Raw genomic sequence first — 7500 nt, 5'->3', positions numbered from 1 at the left:
TAATTTCGTAATCATAGAGAAATCAACAGTCCGCAAGAGTTTACTCTGAGGGACGGGGTGTGAAAGTGCCCGGAATCACTACCAAAAGACCCGAAACCAGTCGATCTATTCCAGGGCAGGGTGAAGCCGATCAATTGATTGGTGGAGGCCCGAAGAGGTTCTGACGTACAACTCGTTCTTCTGATCTTGGAATAGGAGTGAAAGGCTAATCAAGGCTGGAGACAGCTGGTTCCTCCCTAAATAGGCCGCAGTCTAGCCTGAAGGGAGATAGCAGACAAGGTAGAGCACTGATTGAATGTTTAGGGGGAGAAATCTCTCGGCATACTGTCAAACTCCGAACTTGTTTGCGTCGTAGATCTTCGGAGTCGGGGGCGTTGGGGTAAGCTCATGTCCCCTTAGGGAAAAAACCCAGACTAGAGTTAAGGTCCACAAATTCTGGATAAGTTAAAGGACGTCATCAGTCTAAAACAGCGGGAAGGTAGGCTTAGAAGCAGCCACCCTTTAAAGATAGCGTAACAGCTCACCCGTCTAGATTGATGGCTCCGATAATGGAATGGATTAAGCCAGATACCGATACTCTAGGACTCGAAAGAGATTCGCTAGGGAGGCGTTGTGATAGGGCAGAAGCTGGGGCGTGAGTTCCAGTGGACCTGTCAGAATTGTAGATCCTGCCGGGAGTAACAGCAAAGTGGGGTTGGAATCCCCACCGCCGAAAGGGCCAGGATTCCTCAGCAATGTTCGTCAACTGAGGGTTAGTCGATCCTAAGACTCTTCGTAACTCGATTGAGTCGAAAGGGAAACCCGTTAATATTCGGGTACCATAAAGATACTCGCGGCAACGCAAGTTCTATCCTTGACACTTCGGAGTACGCTGAATGGAACCATCGTTCCATCTAACTATATAATTCCATGGAGATGCTTAATGCAGAGAAGTGGAAGAAATTAGGAATGGCCTGACATTTTAGTCGGGTTCGGCCGATCTCTGGAGTCCGTGAAAAGAGGATAGAAATGAATTCTTTATGTTCGTACTGAGATCCGACACAGGTGCCCCTTGGTGAGAAGCCTAAGGCGTGTTGGGATACTCCAGTTAAGGGAACTCGGCAAAATAGCTCCGTAACTTTGGGATAAGGAGTGCGTACTGTCTTTCATCGGACGGTACGTCTCAGTAACTTGAGGGCTTCGACTGTTTAATAAAAACACAGCTAGCTGCTATCCTGTAAAGGTTTGTACAGCTGGTGACATCTGCCCAGTGCCGGCACGTTAAGCCCGGTTTCAACCGGGGGAAGCGCCGGTAAACGGCGGGAGTAACTATAACTCTCTTAAGGTAGCGTAATACCTTGCCGCTTAATTGGCGGCTTGCATGAATGGTGTAACGAGAGCCCTACTGTCCCTAACTGGAACCTAGTGAAACCACTTCCTGGTGAATATGCCAGGGTCCCCCGATGGGAAGCGAAGACCCCATGGAGTTTTACTGCAGCCTGTCGTTGTCGCTTGGATTTTGATGTAGAGCGTAGTTGGTAGCCATCGAAGCAATCTCGTCAGGGATTGTGGAGGCGCAAATGGAACACCAACCTTCTAGGTCTAAGCGACTAACCAACATTGTTATTGTTGGGACACCGGTAGGTGGGCAGTTTGGCTGGGGCGGTACGCCCTCGAGAAGGTATCGAGGGCGCCCTAAGGTTGACTCAGGTGGGTCAGGAATCCACCGTAGAGGGCAAGGCCAAAAGTCAGCCTGACTGGATATTACACCACAAGATATCCAGAGGCGAAAGCCGGGCCTAGCGAACTCCAATGCCTCCTTGATGGGGGCTTGGACTAACAGAAAAACTACCCTGGGGATAACTGAGTCGTCCGGGGCAAGAGCCCACATCGACCCCCGGGCTTGCTACCTCGCTGTCGGTTCTTTCCATCCTGGGTCTGCAGCAGGACCCAAGGGTGGGGTTGTTCGCCCATTAAAGGAGAACGTGAGCTGGGTTTAGACCGTCGTGAGACAGGTTAGTTGCTATCTATCGGGGGTGTTGGTCGTCTGAAGGGAAGGTAGTCCCAGTACGAGAGGAACAGACTGCCGTGGCCTCTGGTGTGCCGGTTGTCTGATAAGGCATCGCCGGGTAGCTACGCCATAGTTAATAAGGGCTGAAAGCATCTAAGCCCGAAATAATCCCTGAAAATAGACAACCACTCTCTAATAGCAAAAGGGGATAGGTGACTATAACTTTAGTTAGAGACGAAGACACGGATAGAAGATCCGGTTGATAGGTCGGTAGTGTAAGTACCAAGCCTTCGGGCGAGGTATTCAGCTTACCGACACTAATAGTCTAAGGTTCATAATTCCGAAATAGTTCGAGGTCAAACGATAGGAATTGATCAAGATTGCCATGCACTCTGTTTTTATATAATAATTTTAGTATAATCATTAAGTTTAACTTAATAAACTATGATTTGATTCTTTTTTCAGAAACATAAAAATAAGGATTTAACAGCCTTGTTCCATAAATATACAAATGCCCAATCCGTTATTCATTATTTTTTATTAAATGTCGACTATTGACTTTATAAGAAAAGCTTATATACCCCAATTGTCGATAGTAATAAGATTTAATAAATTATGGGGAATTATTACGATTAACAATATTTCAAATAAAAAACGGTCTATTCTTGTAGGTATTTTCATATTGGTAGCATATGGAGTTCTAGTAAGCTCAATTACACAATCAAAAATACTCGTGATGGTTGCTGATGTGATTAGCGGATTTGCAGTCATAGGTATTGCAGTTTTAATGTACCCAATATTCAAAATGTATAAGTATCAATCTCTCAGTTATCTATTATTAAAGTATGTTGAAGGTATTTTGATGATAATTGGAGGATTATTATTCCTTAGTTCTTCTCTTCATCATTTTCGCGATTTAATTTATAATAACGTTCACATATATACTTTTATTGCCGGAGGATTAATTTTTTACTATTTATTATATAAGACAATGGCCGTTCCAAGATTTATCTCTATTTGGGGGGCAACTGGTATTTTTGCATTACTTGTATCAACTCTGCTTAAACTCATAAATGTCACATACCCACTTATTGATTATTTATTAATACTCATTATTACAAATGAAATCTTCCTTGCAAGCTGGTTAATGATAAAAGGAATTAAAACATCTGAAAAAACTAAATAGGTAAAATAAATTGAAAAAGGAGATAAAAATGAATTCAATTCAAAATATGCCCGAAATGAAAGATAGGAAAGTAATACTTTCAACATTATGGATATTCGCGATACTTAATTATATTTATGCTGATGTGTTTGGCCTATTTTTTAATCCTACCGCACAACAGGAAACAATGAGAATGACTGAAGGGCTTGCATTGGGATTCGCAGTATTAATGGAAACAGCGATTGCCATGGTTCTCTTGTCTCGTGTGTTGAAATATAGAGCAAATCGCTGGGCAAACATCATCGTAGGTATAATAAATACTGCGGCTGTTTTCTTAACCCTGTTTGCAGGAACGCCAGCTCTTTATTATATATTTTTTGCGACTATAGAAATTGCTTGTACCCTGTTCATTATCTACTATGCATGGAAATGGCCTAATGAAGAAATGTAAAATAACTTATGAATCAAACCAAGTTTATTATTAGAGGTAGATAAAAAATGAATTCAAACAAAATATCAAATAGTATAGCCGACATATCTGTACGAAAGACGGCAATAGTTGCTGGCTTTCTATATTTCATTTATTTGATAATTCAGATTGTTGGAGATTCGTTTGGTTACTCCAAATTTATTGTTTGGGGAGATGCCGTTGCAACAGCCAATAATATTATGGTCTCCACGTGGCTATTTCGCATCAGTTTTATAAGTGATATAATTGCCGCTGTATTTTTTCTTTTGGCAGCCTTTGCTTTATGCATGTTATTAAAGTCTGTCAATAAAAACCTCGCTTTGCTGTTCTTACTATTAAACTTGGGTGGTGTTGCTATACAGTGCATTAATGCGCTTAATCTATTTGCAGCCCTGCAGCTTTTGAGTAATGCCGGCTATTTGTCAGTATTTAATGCAAGCCAGTTGCAAGCCTTAGCAATGTTTTTCCTTAATTTACATAAAAGCGGATTTATGATTGCTCAGATATTTTATGGCCTCTGGCTTCTTCCTCTTGGCTATTTAGTTTACAAGTCGGGCTTCCTTCCTAGAATATTGGGTATATTATTGATGATAGATTGTTTTAGTGTAATGGTCTGGTTTTTTCAATATTTCCTTTTACCGGGCTATGAAGTTATAACTTATCCAGGTCTTGCGATTAGTTTCATTGCGGAAGTTGGACTTACTTTATGGCTTCTGATTAAAGGAGTAAAGTATTAGAAACAGTTTTTGTTGAGACTAGCTGATGGCTATAATTGACTACTATAAGGTAAAAATATGAAGGAGATAAATAGATGTCTGAATTAAAGGAAATCTGGAGGTAAAGAATGATAATCACGTATGCCCTTTATCTAAAGACTATTCAGCATTTTCATTATGATGTGAGCCACTGCCCTAGGGAAGGTGGGAGTTGAACAAAAATGGAGACCACAGTTCGAGACAAGCGACAGAAGCAATACGAGACCTACAAGAAGACGTTAAAACTGAGTATCACAGGGGGAGTAGCATTTTGGATAACTAACTTCGCAACTTCCATGTTTTCCATCGCTGCGGAGTTCAGATCTGCCTTTTCAGTTTCTTACATTCCAATGCTTGTTGAATCTTTGATTGGTGGCCTGATTGTCGGATTCTGCGTCAGCTATTCCTTGATTCGTTTTTTTGACAAAATCCCAACAAAGAATCCAATTCTAAAGTCCTTGATTCTCAGCTTTGTTGCATTATTCATTATCCAAATCCTCTCAACTTTTTTTAATCTCAGTAATGCCTCTGCCTACATTTTGATTGTCACAAAATTGAACGTGCCAAGATTTTTCGTTCTTGGGATAGTTATTGGTTATACATACAAAAGGTTGTACGGATCAGCCTAATTTTGGTTTGGTTTTGAATAAGTTCAATAAGTAATTAATGATTTCTCTCTAATGCTCTCAGGACAGAAGCTTTACGCTTAGCCAAATCATATTTAGAAGAAACTTGAGATTCAGTTTTACATGGAAACTTTTGTGAGATAAATCACTTTCTTGATTTCTAGCTTATATTACAACGGGTTATAGCCTTATTAAACTTATAAAGTTAGAGTATACTTCCTTCATTTCTTCATAAACTTTATATATTTGGCATACTCATTAGTTAATTGGGGATTGTAATGGCTCAAAAGACTAGAACTCAAAATTTAACAGAAATATTAAAAGAACTTGAAGCCACCACTCCTGATGTTGAAGCTTCTGCTGTTGTGTCTACTGATGGACTCATCATTGCAAGTGCTCTTCCACAGGATGTAGAAGAAGATAGAGTTGCCGCAATGTCTGCCGCAATGTTATCTCTCGGTGAAAGAACTTCTCAAGAATTAAAAAGAGGCTCATTAGAACAAGTTTTTGTTAAAGGTATTAATGGGTATATCTTAATGATGGGAGCTGGACAAGAAGCAGTATTAACGGCCTTAGCTAGAAAAGATGCCAAATTAGGGCTTGTGTTTTTAGATATGAAAAGAACTGCCGATGAAATATCCAAGATTATTTAATATAAATATAATTATTTTACTATTTAACAAAAGTCTGATACGGACAACTGCTTATGTTTTTCTCTGAAGTTCATTTTTACTTCAGAATCTGCTAGATTAATCTCTTGAGAAGTATATTCTTTTACTTTATATTTTCCTGTTATATCAATACTTAATTGCATATACTTTAATATCGCACCTTTAGTAACAGTTAACACAAGTTTATTGCTACACTTTGCACATTTCCCAGAAAGAGGAACTCTCCTATACGTAGTATTACATTTTGTGCATCTGACTTTTTGCTTTGCATATGATCTTATGTTTCCTTTTATATCTGGTATAAAATGAGTCTTAAGGACTCTTTCAGCTACATCGTTCACATCTACAGCTCTAATCTTTTTAGCTACATCAAATTGTGACATTAATTTTTCTTCCATTGAATTCAATGTCGTGTAACTACTGGCTTTAGGCCCTTTAGATATGTCTGAAGTGTGGTGAGTAAATTTAAGGCCCGAATAAACACCATCTGATCCCAATCTATTTTCTACTCTTTCTATCTTTACATCTTTTGGGTGCATATACTTCAAAGTAGCTTCATAGAATTCTAACGAATATTTACTACATATGTCCATATTGTGGACTTCTTTATCGACTTCTCTTGGATCTATTCTTGTAGTTAATACTAGCGGTGCATCCATTTGACCCCCTCTTTTCTGGGGGAGATAATATTTAGAGAAATTAATTAAGGCATCCATGAGAAGCATTATTGCGTCTTCATCTCCGTCACAGTTTCTCCTCTTTGCAGCGTGGAAATAAGGGTGTGCATAAACTACCTTAGTATCTGTAAATCCAACTATACGGCCAATTGTACCTGCAGATGTGTGTGGGGCTAAACCGACAACTAATTGGCCTATTAGGTCTTCTTCTTTTTCGAGATTATAATAAGATTTTAATCCATATAATTTTTCTAGTTCCCCGTCTATGAACTTGGATACTTTGTATAAATAAGAGATTGAATCCTTTGGTATGATAATATCCTGCACATTTAATTCAAGTATTTGATTTTCATCTGTGAGTTCATTTCCTTGGTAGTCTTTGATATAGCCTAATCCTTTCAATTTTTCAATACTTACATTAGCTTCCCTTGGTATAAAATGAGTTAATGGGGCGTCTGTTGCATCATATCTGCAAGTTCCATCTTTAAAAACAAAAATATCATTTGAGGCCCTTATTATACCTTTCTCAATCGGCTCCGGGATTTTATACTCAGAGCTCATTCCTTGTACACCTTTGACCTCTTTAGGAAGTGCATAACCTACATTTAAAAGAGCTAAACTCAAGTCATCCTTTAAATTAACTTTTTTCCTTGAATATACTCTAAGAGGGGATCCACACTCTGGACACTTTTCACTTACCGCACTTGATCCTTCATACGAGCATGTCTGGTGAGAGCATGACCTGTACATTTTGGTCATGCTTTCACAGTCTGGACATTTTGTTAAGTGTGTCTTAGTATTACATTTGGGACATCTCTTGTTAACTGATTCAACTTCAATGTAGTTTTTTTGGGATGCTTTAATTATACTTCTTGTTGACCCACCTGACATTCCAATGGGAAATAAAACATGAACCGGTGGACTCATCTTTCTCTCTTTAGCCTTTTCCGGTCTACCCATCCTACATCCAACAGTTGTAGGTATAGCATCTCTCACAGGAATTTCTAATAAACTAGACACTCTATCCAGAACACTGTCTCCATATGGCTGTTTGCCAGAGAGTATAAGTTTCAGTATATGCGAGTCAATTTTTACAGTACCGTTTGAAACTTGATGTGGAACGCATAAATTTTCGAGAATATCCTTT

At 39.1% G+C, this 7500-nt stretch carries 6 protein-coding genes and 1 rRNA gene (1 of these 7 only partly in view); 6 read left to right on the top strand and 1 reads right to left on the bottom strand.

The window, feature by feature from the left end; genetic code table 11:
* The 6 genes from HPY60_06555 to HPY60_06530 form a co-directional block, all read left to right on the top strand.
* Nucleotides 1-2170: ribosomal RNA gene (locus HPY60_06555) — 23S ribosomal RNA — on the top strand (it extends 665 nt beyond the left edge of the window).
* Nucleotides 2171-2576: 406 nt separating this feature from the next.
* Nucleotides 2577-3176 (top strand): DUF4386 domain-containing protein, encoded by a 600-nt coding sequence (locus HPY60_06550; protein ID NPV50840.1) that lies wholly within the window; start codon nucleotides 2577-2579, stop codon nucleotides 3174-3176.
* 28 nt (nucleotides 3177-3204) lie between these two features.
* The gene (locus HPY60_06545; GenBank protein NPV50839.1) at nucleotides 3205-3606 is read left to right on the top strand and encodes a hypothetical protein; all 402 of its coding nucleotides are present in this window, start codon (nucleotides 3205-3207) and stop codon (nucleotides 3604-3606) included.
* Nucleotides 3607-3653: 47 nt separating this feature from the next.
* Entirely contained in the window at nucleotides 3654-4361 is a 708-nt protein-coding gene (locus HPY60_06540; GenBank protein ID NPV50838.1) for a DUF4386 domain-containing protein, read from the top strand.
* 200 nt (nucleotides 4362-4561) lie between these two features.
* Nucleotides 4562-5008 (top strand): hypothetical protein, encoded by a 447-nt coding sequence (locus HPY60_06535; GenBank protein NPV50837.1) that lies wholly within the window; start codon nucleotides 4562-4564, stop codon nucleotides 5006-5008.
* A 275-nt stretch (nucleotides 5009-5283) separates the two neighbouring features.
* The gene (locus HPY60_06530; GenBank protein ID NPV50836.1) at nucleotides 5284-5658 is read left to right on the top strand and encodes a hypothetical protein; all 375 of its coding nucleotides are present in this window, start codon (nucleotides 5284-5286) and stop codon (nucleotides 5656-5658) included.
* Nucleotides 5659-5681: 23 nt separating this feature from the next.
* On the opposite strand, the gene polC is transcribed toward HPY60_06530, so the two are convergent.
* Nucleotides 5682-7500, bottom strand: a 1819-nt coding sequence (gene polC, locus HPY60_06525; protein NPV50835.1) for a DNA polymerase II large subunit, incomplete at its 5' end; no start/stop codon positions are given.

It is taken from the genome of Methanofastidiosum sp., from assembly GCA_013178285.1.
Lineage (GTDB): Archaea > Methanobacteriota_B > Thermococci > Methanofastidiosales > Methanofastidiosaceae > Methanofastidiosum.
The sequence above is the reverse complement of the archived record's forward strand: the minus strand, read 5'-3'. Positions and strand labels throughout refer to the sequence as shown.